The organism is Dellaglioa sp. CoH-56-MRSF-11 (assembly GCF_056782135.1).
On the sequence record NZ_JBXAYE010000003.1, the window covers coordinates 143,594 to 163,820 of the forward strand.

A 20,227-nucleotide genomic window follows, 5' to 3' on the forward strand; every position below is an offset into this window, starting at 1 on the left:
TAATTAAAGCTGATAATTTCGGAAAAATAGGGGGAAATATGAAAAATAAAAAGTTGTTAACAAAATTAGTTACGGTAACATTTGTTGCTATTACGGGATTTAGCTCAATAAACTTACCAATTGGGAATCAAAGTAAAAATGAATCAACAGTTACGGCAGCCACGACTGCCCAAACAAAGGCTCTCATTGAAAAGAATGGACCAACGATTCAAGCAGTGTCAAAAGATAAAAACTTGTATCCATCAGTGATGCTATCACAGATGATTCTTGAATCTTCTTGGGGTCAAAGTACGTTGGCAAAAAAGGCTAATAATTTTTTTGGTATGAAGGGTGCCTATAAGGGACAATCATATTCAGTTAAATCATTGGAATATAATAGCAAAGGGAAAGCTTATTATGCGGTGTCTAAATTTAAAAAATACCCAAATGCTAAAGCATCTATTCAAGATTATGCCAACCATTTACGTAACGGTGTAAGTTGGGATGCTAAGTATTACTCAGGTACATGGCGTGAAAAAGCTAGTACTTATCAAAAAGCAACAGCATCATTGAGTTTAAAATACTCGACAAGTAGTGCCTACGGTAAAAAATTAAATAACTTAATTTCTAGATATAATTTAGCTAGTTTAGATAATACCGTTAAAGTCGCTTATAATGGCGCAGCCGGTTCTGAAACAGTCAAAGTAGCTAATACTGGTTACCGTCTTTACAATCATGTTAAAGGAACAGCAGGTAGTCGTGATAAAGGTGCGGCTGCTAAGTTGACAGGTAAGACAGTCTATGCGGACATGCGTGGCGTAAAAGAAGGTAGCACAACTTGGTATCGAGTAAGAGTTAAAGGCACATCAACGAAGTATTGGATCTATAAACAAGCATTAAAATTAAGAAAAACAAGTTATTCTACAGTAAAAAATACAGGAAATTTTAATAATAAATCATATCAGTTACATAATCATGTTTATAATTCAGATTATTTATCTAAAAAGACAGGTCAATCAAAAACACATAATAATAGAACTTATACAATTAATAAAAAAGCGATTATTACTGATTACAATGGGTCTAAATCAACGATGTACCGAGTCAAAATTGGATCTACTAATCATTGGGTCTATAAGGGAGCCATTAATAAACATTAATTTATTAGGTTGTTGAACTAATATTGCTAAGGGATAGCAATAAAAAAATAGGAGAGTTATTGAAAATGCAGAAAAAAATAGTAATGGGTTTTGCCATTGTTTTGGGGATTGTAGCGGCTGGATTAATGAATCAATCAGTTTCGGCTTCATCAAAGGTAAATAATTATATACATTCTCAACATATTGCACCAAATGAGATTACAAGTGCTATCTGGGGTGGTTTTCCAACCGATGATATGACTTATCGTCAAGGTAAACCAGAAGGTGTTGTTGTTCATGAAACAGCTAACCCATCATCTACCATATATGGTGAAATGGCTTTTATGAAAGCCAATTATGGTAATGCATTTGTGCACAGTTTTGTTGACGATCATAATATTATTAATATTGCAAAAACGAACGTCATGTCATGGGGCTCTGGTCCTAAAGGTAACCAACGTTTCGTGCAATTTGAAGAAACGCGTGTTCATAGCAAGTCGGCATTTGCACGAGAAGTTAATAATGCCGCCTACTATACTGCCTATATTTTACAACAATATGGGTTGAAACCAAGTTTAGCAACTGCTAGCAATCATGGAGCGGGCGCAACAGTTTGGGCACATGCAGATGTCAGTAAGTATTTAGGTGCAACTGATCATGGTGATCCAGTTGGTTACTATAGCGAATCTGGTAATAAATGGTTTAATGAGTCATATTCAATGTCAGACTTGTATGATTTAATCAAAGAATACTACACACAATTAGGTGTGAAGGTCGCATATCACAGTGCAGCTGGATCAGAAACTGTTCAGATGAATAATACAAGTTACCGTCTTTATAACCATGTTAAAGGGACGGTCGGCGCAGTCGATAAAGGTTCAAGCAGCAAGTTAAGCGGTAAAACATTGTATGCAGATATGCGTGGTGTTAAAAATGGTAGCACTACTTGGTATCGCGTCCGTGTTAAAGGGACATCCACAAAATATTGGATCTATAGTGACGCCTTAAAATTAAGAAAAGTAAGTTACTCACCAATGAATGTTTCAGCTAAATTTAATGGTAAGTCATATCAGTTACATGATCATGTATACAATTCAGATTATCTATCTAAAAAGACAGGTGATTCAGCCAATTATAAAAATAGAACATATACAATTAATCAAAAAGCCGTTATAACTGATTATAATGGTGCTAAATCAACGATGTATCGTATTAAAATTGGTTCAGATGATCATTGGGTTTACACAGGAGCAGTCAATAAGGATGCACTAGTTAATTTAGAAATGCATAGTGCATCTGGTTCAGAAACTGCAAAAGTTAATAGTAATAAATATATGCTTTATAACTCAGTTAAGAACTCTACTGATAATACGGTTAACTATGGTTCTTCAACACAATTAACTGGGCAAACAGTGAAATTATTAGCTCGAGCAGAAAATAGAAGCCAAGGAACAACTTGGTATCAAATTAAATCAGGATTAAATAAATATTGGGTTTATTCAAAGGCCTTAACATTTAATCAATCAATTACTTATAAGTCACTTAAACAGACTGGAACCGTAAGTACGACAAGCACTTACTACTTGCATAATCATGTTTATAATTCAGCATATTTATCAGTAACAACAGGAAGAGCAAGTGATGCTACAATTAGAGGTAAAGCAGTTAATGTAGATTGCATGGCTACAATTAAAGAAAATGGTAAAGAAGATTCATATATGTACCGTTTTACAGTTATTGAAACAGGAAAGACCTATTGGGCTTATGGTAGCGTCTTAGTTGGTCGAACGAATAGTTAAAGCAAAAAAAGAAGCCATTTTATGGCTTCTTTTTTTGCTTTATTTTCCTGAAGAACGACGTGATAATTTAACGACGGCTTCAACTTTTGATGTTTGTGGGAACATATCAACGGGTTGAATATAATCAACGCGGTATGATTTTGTTAACAATTCTAAATCTTTTGCGAGTGTCGATGGATTACATGATACATAAACAAATTTTTTAGGACGACTCTTATTGATGGCTTCAATTAATTGATCATCTAAACCAGTACGTGGTGGATCAACAACTAGGGCATCAGGTACGAAACCTTCTTCCAACCATTTAGGTAAGATATCTTCAGCTTTACCAACTTCATATGTGGTATTTTCTTGATGTGATAGAACAGCATTTTCTCGTGCATCTTCAATCGCTTCAGGTGTTGTATCCATACCGCGAACTTCTTTAGCACCATGGGCAACATAAAGGCCAACGGTACCAACACCACAGTAAGCATCAACTAATGATTCATTTTTATCTAAGTTAAGAGCTTTATTGATTTCATCGTATAAAACGCCAGTTTGAACTGGGTTTAATTGGAAGAAAGCACGTGCTGATAATTTGAATTTCATTTTACCAAGACGTTCCATGATGAAGTCTTGGCCAGCGATATTAATGGTTTCGTCACCCCAAATAAGTGATGTTTCACCTTTGTTGATATTTTGCATGACAGAAGTAACCATAGGTAATTCTTCTAAGATATGCATAACTAGTTCACGTTTCTTAGGTAATTTTGCCGAGTTTGTGATGAAGGTTAATTGAACCTCACCGGTATCAAAAGATTCACGAACAACAAGCGTTTTGATAATACCTGATTTAGCTTCTTCATTGTAAATAGGAATTCCGAGTTCCTCTAATAACGCAACAACGTGACGAATAACAAGCATTGTTGTAGGACGTTGCGTACTGAATTCTTTTAAGTCTACTAAATCATGACTCTTTGGTTTGTAAAGTCCAGCGATGACGTGACCATCTTTTTCGCGAACTTGGAATTGCGCTTTATTACGGTATTCATATGGATTTTGCATACCGATAGTTTCTTTTAAATCATAGTGTTCATAACCACGCGGTTTATATCTTTCTAAAGATTGTACGATAACATCTTTTTTGAAAGCTAATTGGCCTTTGTAGTTTAAATGTTCTAATTCAATTCCGCCGACTTCACTGTATGTTGCGTCTTTTGGTTCAACGCGAACAGGACTTTGTTTACGAATTTTATGAATTTTAGCGTTGATATAAGAATCTGCAACACTAGTGACTTCTGCTACAACGACTTCGTCTGGAAGAGCACCAGGTACGAATGTAATCTTACGTTTGTAATAGCCGATGCCTTCACCATTAATACCTAAGCGTTTAATAGTTAAAGGAAAACGTGAACCGGCTTCAATTTCTGATCCAAATTCTTGATTGTCTGACATATTTTTATAAACTCCTTATTGCTTTTTTCTTATTATAACACAGGAATATTGGCATTTTGGCAGTTCAAAGATATAATAACAAGATAAGCATTTAAAGGAGTCTATATGACAAAAAAAATCACAAAAATAACCACACAAAAACGTGCTGGACGATATAATGTCTTTCTGGATGAAAAATATGCTTTTCCAATTGGGGAAGAAGTTCTTATTTCATTTCATCTTGCTAAAGGGATGGAATTAGATGAGGCATTAATTAAACAAATTGCTGATGCAGATGATCGTTCAAAAGCGTATTCAAAAGCGTTAAACTATTTATCAACGCAAATGCGAACCGTAAAAGAGATTAAGGATTATTTGAAGAAACATGAAATTACGGAAGACGCGATTGAAGAAACAATCGAAAAGTTATATGAATTTAGATTAGTAAATGATCTTGAATATGCTAAAAGTTACGTTAGAACAATGATGCACACGTCGGATAAAGGACCAACAGTCATTCGCCAAAAGTTACGATTAAAAGGTGTTGCAGCTGAAAGTATTGATGAAGCCTTAGAAGAATTTCCAGTTGATGACCAATTAGAAAATGGAATTAAAGTCGCCGAAAAATTAGTTAAGCATTACCACGATCAATCGTTTAGTAATTTAAAGAACAAGGTTCGTCAGGCATTAATGACTAAAGGCTTTAAGTCTGATGACATTTCACAAATAATGGATGCCTTAGAACTTGAAATTGATCCCGAAGCCGAATGGGATGCACTTGTTAAACAAGGGGATAAAGTCTGGAAACGGCAACGTCGCTTGGAAGGTAGTCAGCGCGCCATGAAAGTTAAACAGGGGCTATTTCAAAAAGGGTTTCAGTTTGATGATATTAATGAATATATTGAGCTGAAAGAACAAGATGAGGCGCTTGAATGATAATGTGGGATGACGCAAAAATCACAGCTTTTCAAGAGGCATTGTTAACTTGGTATGATAGTGAAAAAAGGGATCTTCCTTGGCGCAGAGACCATGAACCCTACCATATTTGGGTATCAGAAATTATGCTCCAACAAACACAAGTAAATACGGTTATTCCGTACTATGAACGATTTATGGAATGGTTTCCGAGTGTTGAAAATTTTGCTAATGCGCCAGAAGAACGTATTTTAAAAGCATGGGAAGGACTCGGTTACTATTCAAGAGTTCGAAACATGCAAAAAGCAGCAAAACAAGTTGTTCAAGATTATTCTGGGCAATGGCCGCAAACAGCTAAGGAACTGCAAAATTTAGTTGGAATTGGGCCATATACTGCCGGAGCAATCGCAAGTATTGCTTTTAACGAAGTTGTTCCTGCCGTTGATGGTAATGCTTTTCGTGTATTTTCACGCTTATTTGAGATAGAAGATGATATTGCGAAACCACAGACCCGACTTATTTTTGAAAAAGTCATTCAACAAATTATTTCTAAAGAAAGACCTGGAGACTTTAACCAAGCTGTCATGGATTTGGGTTCAAGTTACATGAGTGCTAAGAATCCAGATTCTGAACATTCTCCAGTTAAGTCGTTTAATCAAGCTTATTTAGATGGTAAAGAACTTGATTATCCAGTGAAATCAAAGAAGCCGCGACCAGTTGAAATGCCCTATATTGCTTTGATAATTGAAACAAAAAAAGGGTATTTATTTGAGAAACGTTCTAGTAAAGGGATGCTCGCAAATTTATTAGCGTTTCCTTTAATTAAGCTGGAAGAACTGGAAGACAAACCAGGAGACGTGTTATTAACGGATGATTTAGTTATAAAATTAGGCCAATGGAGCCAAGATAATTTGAACCATAAGTTGATTTTTTCAGCATTAGAAGGTTCCGTCGTAAAACATACCTTTACCCATCAAAAATGGTTAATTGAATTATTTACCGTGAAAAGTAAATCGTTTGACTTAAGTTATTTTCCTGGCGAATTCATACTTGAAAAAGATTTTGACCAGATTGCAGTTCCTAAAGTACAACAAAAAATTTGGGACAAATATATCAGCCTTTCTTCAAATAAATTTTAGTAAAATAGTTCTTTTTTTGGTATAATATTCATGCAATCGATGTAAAATGCACTACGTGTTTAGAAAGTGGGTTTTGGTAGAGATGAGTAATCAGTCAAAGGAGCCTAAAGAGGGCGACTTCATTACCATAAAGAGTTATAAACACGACGGTAGTTTGCATCGAACATGGCGTGATACGATGGTGTTGAAAACAAGTGAGAATATGATTATTGGGTGTAATGATCATACATTGGTGACCGAAGCAGATGGCCGGCGATGGGTGACCAGAGAACCAGCAATTATCTTTTTTCATAAACACTATTGGTTTAATATTATAGCCATGATACGTGATAACGGCGTTTCTTATTATTGTAATTTGGCTTCACCAGCCACGTTAGATAAGGAAGCTTTGAAATATATAGATTATGATTTAGATGTCAAAGTTTTCCCAGATGGTGAGAAACGGTTATTGGATGTAGATGAATATGCAGAACACGGGAAAAAATGGGAATATTCTGACGATATCGATAAGATATTGAAGTATAACGTCCGAACACTTGTGGACTGGATAGATAACGGGAAAGGGCCATTTTCTAAAGAATATATAGATATCTGGTACAATCGTTACCTCGAACTAGCGGAACGTGAAAATAATAAATAAAAAGGATAATTCTGAATTTTAAGTAGAATTATCCTTTTTATTTACTATTTTAGTGAGGTATTTTCTAATAAATTGAGCAGTATGGTAATATATAGATAGTTTAGCAACGGAATAAAAGGAAAACTAGACGAAATAATATAATTAATGAATGGATGAAAAAATGGCTACTAAAGCGAATATAAAAGATGTTGCAAGTAAGGCAGATGTTTCAATCGCAACTGTATCACGTTTTTTGAATGGTAAAACAGAGCGTATGTCTAAAGAGACAGCATTGAAAGTCCAAAATGTGATTAAAGAATTAAACTATGTCCCTAATGACGCGGCTAGACAGATGATTACAAAAAAAAGTCGAATGATTGCTACAATTGTTTCAGATGTGGATGATTATTTTGCCACAGAAATGTTTAAAGGTATTAGCTCAATTTTAGATGCACAAGGTTATACAGCGGTTTTATTTGATTCCGATTCTAATAAATATAAAGAACAAGGTATCCTTAAAATTATTGGCGAAAAATCGTTTGATGGACTAATCATGCAACCAATACTTAGAAAAGAAGCCGATTTAAGGGATGCGGTTAGACGAGACATGCCCATTGTTATTGTTGATCGTGAACTTTCTGATTCTAGTTTAGCTAATGTTGTTACAAATAACTTTGATATTAGCCAACAAGTAACAAGATATTATCTAAATCAAGGATTTGATCAAGTCATTATCATTACTGGTGAAGTGACAGGTATTTCAACTCGGGAAGAGCGGTATAACGGAATTAATTCGGTCAGTCCAGACACTAAGGTGATTGAGGTTATAGATGGTGATACAAAATTAAATCAAACATATGCTGAACTGAAAAATAGATTAATACGTGATGATAAAAGAACGCTTGTATTTGCGTTGAAGGAACGTTGGTTGCTTTACTTACTACCTAAAATTATCGCTGATGGATTCATGGTCAATCAACGGGTAGCGGTAACGGGATTTTCAGATACTGAAGTCATAAAAGCGATTAATTCAGGAACTTCGTTGATTAATCAAAATCCTTTTTTACTAGGTGCTAGTGCAGCAGAATTATTGTTGAATGAATTAAATGGTGAAACAAATACGAAAAATAAAAAAATAATTATACCTGCTGAATTTAAGTAGATACTAATATGGAAAAGACTTGCTCAAGGGTAAGTCTTTTTTTATTGTCCTTAAAATGTAATTTAAAGTTAAAAAAATAAACAGGCTAGATACCTTACTGGAGTAAACGTTTACCTTGTTTAGAAATATATATTTATATTTAAGACTTGCAATTATGGAATACTGCATATATACTATCCATGTAAACGTTTACCTAACTTGTTAATAGATAATGAATTGGAGGCGCTAAAAATGGATAAAAGAACTTTTTTAGATGTTGATAAATTTGCGTTGGGCTTTGCCTCTACAACTGTAGAGGCTAAGTTTGAGGATGAAAACATGGTGAAAACGGCTAAGAATTACCTTGCAGCCTATTTGACGGCATATTACTTAGCAGAAAATTTTAACGAGATAGAACGAGAAAATTTTGATAATAAAAATGCAGAAAAATTCGAGGACATGAATTTTGAGACATTAATGAATAGGGTAAAGAAACTCAATAAATATTAATATTGGAGGAAAAATGATGACAGTTATTTTAAATACATGGATTTTTGAGAATGATGTAGAAAATGGAATTAAACAGGATGAATTGGTTGATCGCGTTTCAAAATTAAGTGTTGACGGTATCGAAGTTAGACGTGAATATTTTAAAGATTTAGATAGTGAATTACCCAAAGTTGCAAAAAAAGCAAAACAATACGGATTAATTGTTAATTATAGTGTTCCTGATCAAGTTTTTTTAGACAATGGCACGTTAAACCCTAAATTAGTTACTTATTTTCAAGAAGGTTTAATTATGGGAATCAAAAAAATTAAATTTAATATTGGAAATTTTGCGGCATTTACTGGAGATTTAAAGCAGGCTTTTAGTGAATTTCCTTTAGACAAAATAACAATGAATGTTGAAAATGATCAAACTGCATTAAGTGGCAGTGTTAAGGCATTAACGACATTTTTAGAAAGTGCTAAACGACAAAATGTGCCTGTTGGTTATGTTTATGATCTTGGTAATTGGGCTTTTACGAAACAAGATGCTATTCAGAGTGCAGATGAGCTTTCACAATACACGGACTATATCCATTTGAAAAACGTTATTAATAATGCTGGAAACTTAATGACGTCGAAAAATTTAGATGAAGGAATGTTTGATTGGCGAGCTATTTTAGCCCATCTACCAAAAAAAGTGGCTTTCGCTCTTGAATATCCGATGGATAACAAAGCGTTAATTCAATCCCAGATAGTGTTATTAAAAAAAGAAATTGAGGACTAGCTTATGGCAACCCTAATACCGATTTTATTATTAATCACTTTTGTAGGATTTATTATTTATATTTTAAAGGGTGGAAACATCATGGTCGGGTTCTTCGTAATGGCTATTTTATGGTCTATCATTGGACAAATTCCATTCGATAAGGCAGTTCAAAAAGTATTTGCTGAACCAGCATTGAATTATGGACCGACAATTATCTATATTGCATTTGGATCATGGTTCGGAAGGGTTCTTGTTGATAGTGGGATTGCGCCTGCAATTTCAGAAGCAACAAAAAAAGTTGGGAAAAAACGACCATTAATAGCAGCTATTTTAATTGTTTTGGTAACAGCGTTTATTTTTGTAAGCGCATACGGAGTGGGATCTGTGATTGCGATAGGGGTTATCTTATTACCAATCATGTTATCCCTAGGTATTCCAAGAGACATCGCACTTACTGCATTTGTCATGTCAATTGGGGCACCAATGTACATTAATGTTGTTTTATTCAATCAAATTAAAGCATTTTTTCCAAATGCCGTATACGGCGGACAATACTTAATCTTCGGTTGGACAGCAATGACAGTTCAATTAATCGCGGTAATTATTTTCTTAGTTTTACATCGCAAGAAATTTACTCAAGAAAATGTTGATTCAAATCTAAAAATTATTGGTGAGACACAACAAAATTCTGAAAGTCGCCCCATACCAAAAATTGCATTTGTTGCACCAATTATTCCGGTCGTTATGAATATGATTTTCGGCTGGGATGCTATTCCAGGATTAACTTTAGCAACATTGTTTGCGATAGCTGTTACTGGAAATATGAAAGGATATAAAAATTTCGTCGACTTCTTGAATAGTACGATTCAAAAAGCGATTGGTGATATCGCAGGATTGATTATGTTTTTAATGGCGTTAGTGATGTTTGCTGGTGCTGCTCAGTTGAACGCTGTTAGGTTTCAACATGTATTTAGTCTGATATTACCGCATGACCATTTAATCCTTGCTATTGTATTTGGAGTATTAGCACCGCTCGCGTTATTCAGAGGTCCGTTACATGTTTGGGGTGCTGGAGCTGCAACTGCAGCGGTTCTTTCGGGAACCGGGTTGTTCAATGATGCCTTCTTATTACCACTTCTCTATGTGCCTGCGCTTCTTGCTGTTTCAACAGGAATCACGCAATCATGGAATGTTTGGGGCCTTGATTATATGAAAGTTCAATCAAAAGATTTATTAAAAAGAGGTGTTCCAATCATGTGGTTTGTTTCAATTATTAATGAAGTTTTAGTTTATTACTTTTTCGGTTAAAATTAAGAGACATGAAGGGAAGAAAATATAATGAGTGAAGTTATAACAATTGGCGAACCAATCATTACATTTGCCTCAAAAGATATGGATCAAAGCTTATCAGAATCAGTTAATTATGTGAAAATATTAGGTGGCGCAGAATTAAACGTAGCGATCGGAGTTAAACGCTTAGGGCATGATGTTGAATATGTTTCTCGAGTTGGAACAGAACCTTTTGGCCAATACGCGAAGAGTATTATTTCAGGACATGGTGTGGGTATCGATTATATTAGCGAAAGTGAAAATCATTGGACGGGGCATCAATTGAAACAACTCGTATCAACGGGTGACCCAGAGACTTTTAATTACCGTAAAGGGTCAGCTGCAGCTCATTTAACAAGTGATCGAATTGATGCAATAAATTTAGATGATGTTAAAATAGCGCATATGTCTGGTATTTTCCCAGCTATTTCAGATGTGGCCGAAAAAACATTTAGAACGTTATTAACACGCCTTGTGGATAACCAAAAATTCATTACATTTGACCCTAATTTACGACCAACATTGTGGAAAAGTAAAGATTATATGGTTGCGACCGTTAATGAACTGGCAGGTTATGCAGATGTTGTTTTACCAGGTGTTGAAGAAGGAAAAATTCTGATGGGCAGTGATAATCCAGAAGAAATTGCCGACTTTTATTTAAAAGGCAAACGGACAAAAACGGTAATTGTTAAAATAGGTGCAAGTGGTGCATTTATCAAAAATTCAGATGGTAGTATGAAAACGATTAAAGGCTTCAAAGTGGATAAAGTTGTGGATACTGTTGGTGCAGGCGATGGATTTGCATTAGGCGTTATTACAGCATTATTGGAAAACAAATCTATGGAGTCAGCCGTTTTACGAGGAAATGCAGTTGGTGCGCTTCAAGTTCAGACACCAGGTGATAATGATGGCTACCCAACACCTAAAGAACTACAGGATTTTTATAAAAAGGAAGGCGTACAGGAATAATGAAATTACAAGTCGCTATTGATCGCGTTACGTTAGAAGACCTTATGGAGAGCGTCAGCTACTTAGATGGTGTTGTCAATGTCATCGAAGTTGGGACCTCTTTGATTAAAGATTATGGGATAAATGCGTTAAAATCTGTTACGGAAAAAGTTAATCAATCAGAAGTATTATTTGATTTAAAGACAATTGATGAGGGTGTTTATGAATTTGAAAAGGGATTCTCTGCTAACGCGGATACGTTAACGGTTATGGCAAGTTCGTCAATTGATACGATTGAACAAGTTTATGAATTAACGGTTAATCAGAAAAAAAACATTCTGATAGATTTATTGGAAGTAGATGAGACGAAAATTGAAAAATTACAAAAATTTGATGAAGCCATTTTTGGATTACATTACTCACATGATAAGAAAGATCAAGATTTTGATGCCGTAAAAGCGGTGGCTGAATTCCATGCTAAATTTCCAAATATAAAAAAAATCGCGGTTGCCGGTGGTATTGATATTGAACAGGCAAAAAGATTGGCTGTTCAAGGTATCGTGGAAAGAATCATTGTTGGTGGTAAAATAATGAATAATGAGAAACCATTAGATATGGCAAAAAAATTTATGGAGGTTATTAAATGAGTTTACTTGATGAAATAATGGATGAAATTAACGCGGTCATTGCTAAAGTTAGTGATGACCAATTAAATGGTGCTGAGAAGTTAATTACGAAAGATAAAAGAATTTTTATCTTAGGTGCTGGGCGATCTGGGTTAATGGCAAAAGGATTCGCAATGAGATTAATGCATATCGGTTATACGGTCTTTGTAATTGGTGAGACAATTACACCGTCAATTGCAGAAGGGGATGTGCTAGTTTCTGTTTCTGGCTCTGGGACAACTAAGAGTGTACTTGAACCAACTGAAAGTGCTAAGAAAATTGGCGTTAAAGTAGTCGGGCTTACAAGTAACGGCGAGTCTCCTTTAGCGAAAGTATCTAACTCAGTTGTCGTTGTGCCTGGTGCAACAAAAGCTGATAATAGTGTAAAGTCAATCCAATTATTGAGTACGCTATTTGATCAAAGTGTGCATATTGCTCTGGATGCATTAGTGCTGAAGGTAAGTCGTAGAGACAACGTATCAAATGATCAGGCGAAGGCGAGCCATAGTAATTTAGAATAAAAAATAGCAACTATCATTTTTAAAATGGTAGTTGCTATTTTTTAGGATAACTATAGTTACAACAATGGTTGATTAATAACCGGCTGTTGTTGACTTAATTAACTCAGGTGTTCTATTAAATAACATGTAGGCGTAACCGTTAATGATTTGCATCCCTTCAGTTTCTCGTGAAGAATTGATACGGGTATACGAAACATCATTTGTTGTTAAGGCACTGTTATGATTATTATCAACTGTTAATTTCGAAGCGTTAACAGCGACAAAAGCGTCATCTGTTACGAGGTAAACTTTATTTGTTTTTGAACTATAAGCAATTGATTGTGGAGAGTCACCCACCCGGTTGGCTAATTGTCCAACGACTTTTACGGTGACTTTATTGTCGGCATCTATAGATCCCTTCCAAATTCGAATATACTTACCGGCTGAACCAGATCCGCTACCAATCATTGTGTATGAATAGAAGTTATTGTTATCTGCAAAAGTTAAATTATTACTTTGCATAAAATTACCATAACCATCGTTCCATTGCATATTAGTATAGTTATCAGGTGCTAGCGTTGACGAATTGATATGTTGAATAGTTACTGTGTCGGATTCAGTAAGTGATTTTGAGCTTGTATCACGATACATGTAGAGACCTTTATTTGAACCATTTGTTTTATAATCTAAAGATTGACCATGGCCTATTATGAATTCAGGACCGACTTTAATGATAGATTCATATTTTTTGTATGCATTATATTTAGAAACATAGAAATTATATTTACCTTTATAAGTTGAAGCAGGGTAGTTTGCTTTGTAGTAGCTAAGAGATTGCGATTGACGGAGGTAGTAAAAAGCCTGCCATAATTCTCCAAATCCCTTACTATTATTTAGATTTAATGCGTTCATCTTATCAGTATCAAAACGGACAATCTTACCAGTTCCTTTTTTCGAATCAGTTGAGATTGATGCATAAAGGTAGTGACCATTGATAACAAATCCTTGTATATTACCCCAATCACCACTTGATTTATATGAAGCAGTTAAGAAATAATTTGTTTTAAATTGTTTTGAACCAGTTGCATTATAAGTACTACCTGATTTTGTTGTTGCATCAACTGAAGAATAATTAGGCTTTTTTTGATAGAAATTAGTAGCCGCAGTATTTGCTAATTTATTGCCTGTATCTAGGCTACCATCATGCATATCAACAAGAACATCTGTAGCAGGTGTCCAGGCTGCTAAATAGCCACTATAAATCCAACCGAGATCGTTTTTCCCAGTTTTAACATATGAAAATTTAGCGCCATCTTGTGTTCGTGTTTCTGTTTTGGTGATATATAAATCAGTATCGAAGTAATTTTTTGAATAATGTGTTGTTTTATTTCCATAAATAGTGTTTAGTGGTGCGTTATGAATGTTAGAGATGTCAGACGTGATACGATATTTAGTTTTTGATGAAGAAGTTTTGATATCTTTAACGGTTTCGTAATTCGTTAATGCTTTAGTATTCACATAACCATACAAAGTTCCGTCACTATATGTTAGTTTTGAGTAGCTTACATTTGATGCCGTTGTAATTTTTTTGGAAATGTAGAAAGTGGTTGAGTGATAACTAGTACCATAGTGCATAAATGTAGAAGCACCGTGTAATGCTCTTGGATAACTGTAAACATTATAAGCATTTGTTTTAATTCTAACAGGTGTATGGTTACTATCTGATTTATCTGTTTTGGGAGATGCATAAACGGTTGTGGCTTTGGTATTTATATAGCCATACGCTTTTCCAGCACCATTAACTAGCCAAGAATATGATTTTCCATCTGATAATTTAATCGTTTTTGTGATGTAAAAAGTTGTTGAATGATAACTTGAACCATAGTGCATGAACTTTGATTTTGAATTTAAAGTTCGAGGGTAAGCATAAACATTATAAGCTTTCGTTTTAATTCTAACAGGCGCATGTGCAATGTATTTTGAAGATGATAGTTTAACTTTTGCTGAGACAGAGCTAGATGTACTGTGACTGGCTATCCCTAAGCCAAGTGCTGTAAACAGTAATGTGATCCCAATGAATTTACTGATTTTCATAATTTAGAACTCCCCTATAAAATATATTTTGTGCCTTCTAATTATACATGAATATGACTGATAGGCCAATTCATTATTTGAATGGAACGGGGTTATTAATACTGATCAAAAAGTTATGGAACAGTTAAATACCATGGAATGTAATATAAAAAAAATATATTATTATAAATAGGAATGATATAATTATTAGATATTTGGACAAAAGAATTGTTAAGGAGAATACAATTAATAATGACAAAAAATAATGGATTACTCTCAGTTGTTATTTTGGGATACAATGTTGAAGAGTTCATTGAAGAAAGTATTGAATCAGTTCTTAACCAAAGTTATGAACAATTAGAAATTATTTTAGTTGATGATGGATCAGTTGATGGGACTGCCGAAATTATGGATCGGTATGTATCACTTTTTGACAATATTAAAGCAATTCACAAAGAAAATGCTGGACCTAGTGCTGCTAGAAATGCAGGAATTGAAGCCGCTACCGGAGAATATATTGCCTTCGTAGATGGGGATGATTTATTACCAGTTGACGCATACAGTCTTTTGATGGGGTCGGTAAAGATGACTGATTCAGACTTGGCAACTGGTGCAGTTAAACGATTTAATTCTAAACGTAGTTCACGTTCTTACATTCATAAATTTGCTATTAAAGATACTGTTTATGAAACATCAATTGCAGAACACCCAGAATTAGTTTATGACACAACTTCATGGAATAAAGTTTATCGATTAAATTTGTTTATCGACAATAATTTGCGCTACCCTGTGGGAATGTTATATGAAGATATTCCTGTGATGATGGCAGCTCATTTATTGGCTAACCATATTGATATTATTACTGATATTGTATACGAATGGCGTTGGCGTGAAGGTGATAGCAAATCTATCACTCAAAGTCGAGGTAATGATATTCAACATTATAAAGACCGATTGGAAATGCTAGAGTTAACGCGTTCATACATGAAAAAATATGGGGCAACTCAAAATGTTATGGATGCATTTGATCTGAAATTATTAACAACTGATATTCCGCTATCAATGCAAGATATTCGAGAATCGGAAGAAGATTACATATTAGAATTTCAAAAAATTACAGTCCTACTTATTAGAACGATTAATCCAGAATTATTTAAGCAATTATCAATTAAAAATCAAATTCAATATGCTGCTGTGTTACAGGGGAATATTAAAGACTTAAAAAAATATAGTTATCGTCGTAGAAATATTGGAAAAATTGTTGAAAAAAATAATCGCTATCAATATGAAGATCCGGCTATCTCTTTAGATGTTGCTAAAGCGGTTGATGTGGGACAATCACAAAAATTCGAACAACGAATCTTAAATGTTTTTTCTGATGAAATGACAAGTGAGATAGTTATTAAGGGTTGGTTGCAACTCAATCAATTGAAAGTTACAAAAAAATTAGACGAAAAATTTACGGTTAATTTGATTAACATTATAAATGGGAAAGAAATGCCAATTACGTTTGAACGAGAAACCGTCAAGCGTCGTCGTCATTTATTTAAGCACCGTAACTATCGTTATTTTAGAATGTCATTTGATCAACAAGAGGCATACAAAATATTAGGAAACGGCATTTGGAAAATACAAGTTAATTATCAAGTTAAAAATATTAATGTGACGGAATTTTTAGCTAATCCTAAGCGTAAATTTATAAGTAATATTTTTTCTGGTAATGATTATCAAATTAAAACTGATTTTAGTTTTGACTGGGCATTAGCTTTTAATGCGATGACTTTGACAGCAAATGAAATAAAGACGGAAAAAAATGTTCAAGCTAATCTAATTCAAGATATTAGTGTGAATGATAGTAAATTAGTGGTCTCTACATGGTTAAATAATCCTGAAAGTACGAAGTTAATTGTTACTGAAAATAGTGATGATGAAATTGCGCCTCAAATTAGTGGACAAAAAATAAATGTTAGTGAACATCAAGTGAAATTTGAATTCTCAATAACTGAAGTAGCCGAGTTAAGTTCTGTAACACAAAAAAGACTCCAGTTAATTGATGAAAAAGAATTGAAATTAAGCTATGAGTTTGAACATGTTGATAAACCGCAAGAATATGAAATAGCACAATATAGTTTACTCGTTCAAAAGAATATGAAGGAAATGATTGGACTAAATATCGCACCACATTTTTCAAAACTAATGGATGTCCAGTGGTTAGATAATAGTCGGCTACGATTAATCGCTGAAAATACATTGTTTCAAAGTTCAGCAGAAAAAATTGTTTTACGTGTAATCGATCAAGAGGAACAATATAAATATCAATTTAATGACGTTACTGTCGATGATAACGGTCAAATAATCGTTAATTTGAATTTAATTAATGAACAACAAGACAGTTTCATTAAGGCAGCAAAATATAATCTTTATCTTGATTTTTATAGTGCTGACCAAGTTGTTCGTTCGCAAATTACAACTGAACCAGAACGTGTAGAAACGCTAGAAAGTCGTACAAATCATTTAGCAAGAACATCATTATACGAAACAAAAAACAATTTTTTGGTTTTAAACCAAAAATTATCGTGGGATAAGCAGGACGCAACCAAACGAAAACGGGCAATTAACTTCTCACTATATTACCCGCTACAACGTTTATTACCTTTAAAGAAGAAAACGATTGTCTTTGATAGTTATTGGGGCGCTTATTTCAATGGTAATGAAAAAGCCATTTATGATTATGTCCAAGAAAACATGCCAGATTATGAATGTGTCTGGTTATTCAAGGATCCGAATACAACAATAACCGGCAATGGTAAACGAGTTCGCTACTTCAGTAAAAAGTATTGGTATTACATGGCGCGAGCTAAGTATTTTATTGAAAATACTAACCTCCCTAACCAATATGCAAAACGAAAAGGACAAGTTGAAGTTCAATCGTTACATGGAACCTTCATGAAAACGATGGGATTTGATGAACCTTATTTCAAAGATGGTTCAAAAGGACGTCAGAATAATTTCATGAAACGAATTAAGCGTTGGGATTATCTTGTTTCACCTTCGCCATATATGGATGAAACAGCTAGTCACGCATTTAATTTTGAAAAAGAGGTTGTTCACTCTGGCTTCCCAAGAAATGATGTACTTTATAAAAAGAATAATGAAACTGATATCCTTAAAATTAAAGAATCTATTGGCATGCCATTGGATAAAAAGGTCGTATTATATGCACCAACCTACCGAAATAAAGACGGATTTGATTTTGAGTTAGATATTAAACAAATGCAAGCTAAATTGAGTGACGAATATGTGTTATTGGTAAGGCTACATTATTTCGTTGCCAATAAAATTGATCTAACTGAATTTGAAGGATTTACTTTTGATGTGTCTAATTATCCAACAGTTGAAGATTTATATTTAATTGCGGATACGTTAATTACTGATTATAGTTCAGTAATGTTTGATTACGCACATCTTAAACGACCAATGATTTTCTTTGCATATGATTTAAAAGATTATACAGAAGATACACGAGGTGTTTATCTCGATTATAATGGTACGGTTCCAGGACCAATTGTGGATACAACGGCAAAAATAATTGACGAATTAAGCGATTTTAATCATCTACAGACAACCTACGCGCAACAATTGATTGAATTTTATGATAAATTTTGTACGTATGGTCGTCAAGGGGATGCTTCAAAGCAAGTTTTTGAAGCAATGATTAGCGATCACTTATTACCACAAGAACCAAGCGTTCAAGTAATTAGAAATAAAATTAAAAAGATCGTTAAGTTTAATAAATGGTATCCAAAAGCATTTGGTATTATCGGTAAAATGTCAAAGAAAGATATTATTATATTTGAAAGTTTCTTTGGTCGTAAATATAGTGATAATCCAAAAGCTATCTATGAATACATGAAAGACCGTTACCCTAAATATAAGATGTACTGGAATGTGAACCAGGATTATGTTGCTTATTTTAAAGAAAATCATATTCCCTATGTGACACGATTCTCATTTAAAGGTATTTTCAAACAAGCTCGAGCAAAATATTGGTTTACGAATGTTCGTCGACCATTATGGTGGGTTAAACCTGAAGGTACAACAATTGTTCAGACATGGCATGGTACGCCATTAAAAACGATTGGTGTTGACGTAAATACAGGGTCAATGCCTGGCGTTGATGCTGCTAAATATCATAGCCAAGTTACAAAAGATTCTGATCGTTGGGATTATTCTGTTACGCCAAATGAATATTCGTCAGATATTTTCAGACGTGCATTCCGTTTGAACCGTAACCAAATGATTAATTCTGGCTATCCTAGAAATGATATTTTAACGAATTATACACAGACAGATATCAATCGTATTAAAGCAAGTTTAGAAATTAATCCAAACAAAAAAGTTATTCTATATGCACCTACTTGGAGAGATAATGAATACGTTAAAGCTGATTATTTCACGGCTAAGTTACATCTTGATTTAGATAAGATGAAAGCAGAACTTGGCGATGATATTATCGTTCTTGTTAGAACGCATTATTTAATTGCTAACTCATTAGATTTAACTGATTATGAAGGCTTTGCGCTGAACGTTGCTGATTATGAAGATATTAATGATTTATATCTTATTAGTGATCTGTTGATTACAGATTATTCATCTGTTTTCTTTGATTTTGCAGCGTTAAAACGTCCTATTATTTTCTTTGCATATGATTTAGATGAGTATGCAAATGATATTCGTGGTTTTTACTTTGACTACGAAAAAGAAGTACCAGGACCAATCGTTAAGGATACAGATGCTGTCATTACTGAGATTAAACGAGCATTTGCAACGGATGAACGCCATCACAATTATGATCAATTTGTAGCGACTTATAATGCTTGGGATGATGGACATGCAACTGAACGGTTAGTTGATTTTGTCATGAATGGACGCGTTTATGAAGCTCAAGAAACAGTAGTTGAAGAAACGACCGTCCATGTTCAAGATGGTGCTGAAGTTTGGTCAAAGGTTTATGGATCTAAAAATTATAAATTTGTAAAAAATATTGATGCCAGAGTTACAAATGAAGGTATCGTGAATAAAACGGGTTATTTAATTGATCCTATTCAAAAAAATAAAGTCGGTTCGACATTACTGTTTATCACGATGAGTGATGGGACAACCGGTTGGATTGATAAAAGTGAAGTAATCAATTAAGCAGTTTAAAGACGCCATTTGGCGTCTTTTTTTTGAATTAATTTATCGTTCAATAATGAGGATAAGTGAAACGCTATAATTGTTAGACAGGTTACGGTATAATGAAATTACTAT

General features: G+C 34.0%; 15 protein-coding genes. 13 read left to right on the forward strand and 2 right to left on the reverse strand.

Annotation, left to right across the window (positions count from 1 at the left end; all coding sequences use genetic code 11):
- The first annotated feature begins 38 nt into the window (after nt 1–38).
- Together AC1RPT_RS04450 and AC1RPT_RS04455 are read left to right on the forward strand one after the other, a co-directional pair.
- The gene (locus tag AC1RPT_RS04450; RefSeq protein WP_481761524.1) at nt 39–1,139 is read left to right on the forward strand and encodes a glucosaminidase domain-containing protein; all 1,101 of its coding nucleotides are present in this window, start codon (nt 39–41) and stop codon (nt 1,137–1,139) included.
- A 65-nt stretch (nt 1,140–1,204) separates the two neighbouring features.
- Nucleotides 1,205–2,917, forward strand: a complete 1,713-nt coding sequence (locus AC1RPT_RS04455) for an N-acetylmuramoyl-L-alanine amidase (protein WP_481761523.1) — start codon at nt 1,205–1,207, stop codon at nt 2,915–2,917.
- Nucleotides 2,918–2,956: 39 nt separating this feature from the next.
- On the opposite strand, the gene rlmD is transcribed toward AC1RPT_RS04455, so the two are convergent.
- Entirely contained in the window at nt 2,957–4,354 is a 1,398-nt protein-coding gene (gene rlmD / locus AC1RPT_RS04460) for a 23S rRNA (uracil(1939)-C(5))-methyltransferase RlmD (RefSeq protein WP_481761522.1), read from the reverse strand.
- 105 nt (nt 4,355–4,459) lie between these two features.
- Here rlmD and recX point away from each other — a divergent pair, with 105 nt between their 5' ends.
- The 10 genes from recX (at nt 4,460) to hxlB (ending at nt 12,865) form a co-directional block, all read left to right on the forward strand.
- Nucleotides 4,460–5,269 (forward strand): recombination regulator RecX, encoded by an 810-nt coding sequence (gene recX / locus AC1RPT_RS04465; RefSeq protein ID WP_481761521.1) that lies wholly within the window; start codon nt 4,460–4,462, stop codon nt 5,267–5,269.
- The gene (mutY, locus tag AC1RPT_RS04470; RefSeq protein WP_481761520.1) at nt 5,266–6,387 is read left to right on the forward strand and encodes an A/G-specific adenine glycosylase; all 1,122 of its coding nucleotides are present in this window, start codon (nt 5,266–5,268) and stop codon (nt 6,385–6,387) included. Before recX ends, mutY begins: the two co-directional genes overlap by 4 nt.
- Nucleotides 6,388–6,469: 82 nt before the next feature.
- Nucleotides 6,470–7,027 (forward strand): nucleoside tri-diphosphate phosphatase, encoded by a 558-nt coding sequence (ntdP, locus tag AC1RPT_RS04475; RefSeq protein WP_481761519.1) that lies wholly within the window; start codon nt 6,470–6,472, stop codon nt 7,025–7,027.
- Between the two features lie 160 nt (nt 7,028–7,187).
- Complete coding sequence (locus AC1RPT_RS04480) at nt 7,188–8,168, forward strand: LacI family DNA-binding transcriptional regulator (RefSeq protein ID WP_481762409.1); 981 nt, start codon at nt 7,188–7,190, stop codon at nt 8,166–8,168.
- A gap of 231 nt (nt 8,169–8,399) precedes the next feature.
- A complete protein-coding gene (locus AC1RPT_RS04485) occupies nt 8,400–8,657 on the forward strand; it encodes a hypothetical protein (RefSeq protein ID WP_481761517.1) in 258 nt (85 codons plus the stop codon).
- Nucleotides 8,658–8,673: 16 nt separating this feature from the next.
- Entirely contained in the window at nt 8,674–9,420 is a 747-nt protein-coding gene (locus tag AC1RPT_RS04490) for a sugar phosphate isomerase/epimerase family protein (protein ID WP_481761628.1), read from the forward strand.
- A 3-nt stretch (nt 9,421–9,423) separates the two neighbouring features.
- Nucleotides 9,424–10,710 carry a gluconate:proton symporter gene (locus AC1RPT_RS04495; RefSeq protein ID WP_481761516.1) on the forward strand — a complete coding sequence of 429 codons (1,287 nt, stop codon included), beginning with the start codon at nt 9,424–9,426 and terminating at the stop codon, nt 10,708–10,710.
- A 30-nt stretch (nt 10,711–10,740) separates the two neighbouring features.
- Nucleotides 10,741–11,700, forward strand: coding sequence for a sugar kinase (locus AC1RPT_RS04500; RefSeq protein ID WP_481761515.1), 960 nt, complete (start codon nt 10,741–10,743; stop codon nt 11,698–11,700).
- Nucleotides 11,700–12,326: an orotidine 5'-phosphate decarboxylase / HUMPS family protein gene (locus tag AC1RPT_RS04505; RefSeq protein WP_481761514.1), complete on the forward strand. Its 627-nt coding sequence runs from the start codon at nt 11,700–11,702 to the stop codon at nt 12,324–12,326. The genes AC1RPT_RS04500 and AC1RPT_RS04505 overlap by 1 nt, the downstream gene beginning before the upstream one ends.
- On the forward strand, nt 12,323–12,865 hold the full coding sequence (gene hxlB, locus AC1RPT_RS04510; protein ID WP_481761513.1) for a 6-phospho-3-hexuloisomerase: 543 nt from the start codon (nt 12,323–12,325) through the stop codon (nt 12,863–12,865). Before AC1RPT_RS04505 ends, hxlB begins: the two co-directional genes overlap by 4 nt.
- A gap of 72 nt (nt 12,866–12,937) precedes the next feature.
- Here hxlB and AC1RPT_RS04515 read toward each other — a convergent pair whose 3' ends face one another.
- The gene (locus tag AC1RPT_RS04515) at nt 12,938–14,938 is read right to left on the reverse strand and encodes a hypothetical protein (RefSeq protein ID WP_481761512.1); all 2,001 of its coding nucleotides are present in this window, start codon (nt 14,936–14,938) and stop codon (nt 12,938–12,940) included.
- A gap of 231 nt (nt 14,939–15,169) precedes the next feature.
- On the opposite strand from AC1RPT_RS04515, the gene AC1RPT_RS04520 reads away from it, so the two are divergent.
- Nucleotides 15,170–20,113, forward strand: coding sequence for a CDP-glycerol glycerophosphotransferase family protein (locus AC1RPT_RS04520; RefSeq protein ID WP_481761511.1), 4,944 nt, complete (start codon nt 15,170–15,172; stop codon nt 20,111–20,113).
- Nucleotides 20,114–20,227 lie beyond the last annotated feature (114 nt).

Bases quoted from the DNA above. Each gene is read 5' to 3' on its own strand.
- AC1RPT_RS04480 (WP_481762409.1), top strand. From the start codon at position 7,188: ATGGCTACTAAAGCGAATATAAAAGATGTTGCAAGTAAGGCAGATGTT.
- ntdP (WP_481761519.1), top strand. From the start codon at position 6,470: ATGAGTAATCAGTCAAAGGAGCCTAAAGAGGGCGACTTCATTACCATA.
- AC1RPT_RS04455 (WP_481761523.1), top strand. From the start codon at position 1,205: ATGCAGAAAAAAATAGTAATGGGTTTTGCCATTGTTTTGGGGATTGTA.
- AC1RPT_RS04490 (WP_481761628.1), top strand. From the start codon at position 8,674: ATGACAGTTATTTTAAATACATGGATTTTTGAGAATGATGTAGAAAAT.
- AC1RPT_RS04485 (WP_481761517.1), top strand. From the start codon at position 8,400: ATGGATAAAAGAACTTTTTTAGATGTTGATAAATTTGCGTTGGGCTTT.
- AC1RPT_RS04450 (WP_481761524.1), top strand. From the start codon at position 39: ATGAAAAATAAAAAGTTGTTAACAAAATTAGTTACGGTAACATTTGTT.
- mutY (WP_481761520.1), top strand. From the start codon at position 5,266: ATGATAATGTGGGATGACGCAAAAATCACAGCTTTTCAAGAGGCATTG.
- hxlB (WP_481761513.1), top strand. From the start codon at position 12,323: ATGAGTTTACTTGATGAAATAATGGATGAAATTAACGCGGTCATTGCT.
- AC1RPT_RS04520 (WP_481761511.1), top strand. From the start codon at position 15,170: ATGACAAAAAATAATGGATTACTCTCAGTTGTTATTTTGGGATACAAT.
- AC1RPT_RS04515 (WP_481761512.1), bottom strand. From the start codon at position 14,938: ATGAAAATCAGTAAATTCATTGGGATCACATTACTGTTTACAGCACTT.
- AC1RPT_RS04500 (WP_481761515.1), top strand. From the start codon at position 10,741: ATGAGTGAAGTTATAACAATTGGCGAACCAATCATTACATTTGCCTCA.
- AC1RPT_RS04505 (WP_481761514.1), top strand. From the start codon at position 11,700: ATGAAATTACAAGTCGCTATTGATCGCGTTACGTTAGAAGACCTTATG.
- AC1RPT_RS04495 (WP_481761516.1), top strand. From the start codon at position 9,424: ATGGCAACCCTAATACCGATTTTATTATTAATCACTTTTGTAGGATTT.
- recX (WP_481761521.1), top strand. From the start codon at position 4,460: ATGACAAAAAAAATCACAAAAATAACCACACAAAAACGTGCTGGACGA.
- rlmD (WP_481761522.1), bottom strand. From the start codon at position 4,354: ATGTCAGACAATCAAGAATTTGGATCAGAAATTGAAGCCGGTTCACGT.